We start from the raw sequence: 474 nt of genomic DNA, 5'->3' as shown, positions 1-474 counted from the left end.
CCGAGTCGAAGATCGTGGAGACCCTCATCGACGAAGCCATGAAGCTCGCCGGGCAGATGGAGGCGGAAGGCGCCCTCTCCGGGCCGCCCGCCGTCACCGTGCTCTGACCGGCGGAGTCCGACAACGAGCCCGCAAGGGCGGGCCGACGAAGGAGGAGGGGGCCGGCATGTCGTTGCTGGAGAACATCCGCAGTCCGCGCGACCTGAAGGCACTGGACGGCGAGGAGCTGACCGAACTCGCCGAGGAGATCCGCCACTTCCTGGTGCACGCGGTGGCCAGGACCGGCGGGCACCTCGGACCGAACCTCGGCGTGGTGGAGCTGACCATCGCCCTGCACCGCGCCTTCGACTCGCCCTCGGACCGTATCCTGTGGGACACCGGCCACCAGAGTTACGTCCACAAACTGCTCACCGGCCGCCAGGACTTCTCCAAGCTGCGCGGCAAGGGCGGCCTGTCCGGCTACCCCTCGCGCGA

The 474-nt window shown here is 69.4% G+C and carries 1 protein-coding gene; it reads left to right on the top strand.

Features of this window, described 5'->3' with window-relative positions:
• Window positions 1–166: 166 nt before the first annotated feature.
• Window positions 167–474 (top strand): 1-deoxy-D-xylulose-5-phosphate synthase N-terminal domain-containing protein (locus tag LE181_RS08610; RefSeq protein WP_308103108.1); only part of this gene is annotated, 308 nt, incomplete at its 3' end.

Origin of the sequence: Streptomyces sichuanensis (genome assembly GCF_020328095.1) — a bacterium.
GTDB classification, from domain to species: domain Bacteria; phylum Actinomycetota; class Actinomycetes; order Streptomycetales; family Streptomycetaceae; genus Streptomyces; species Streptomyces cinnamoneus.
This window is presented reverse-complemented; position numbering and strand designations above follow the sequence as displayed.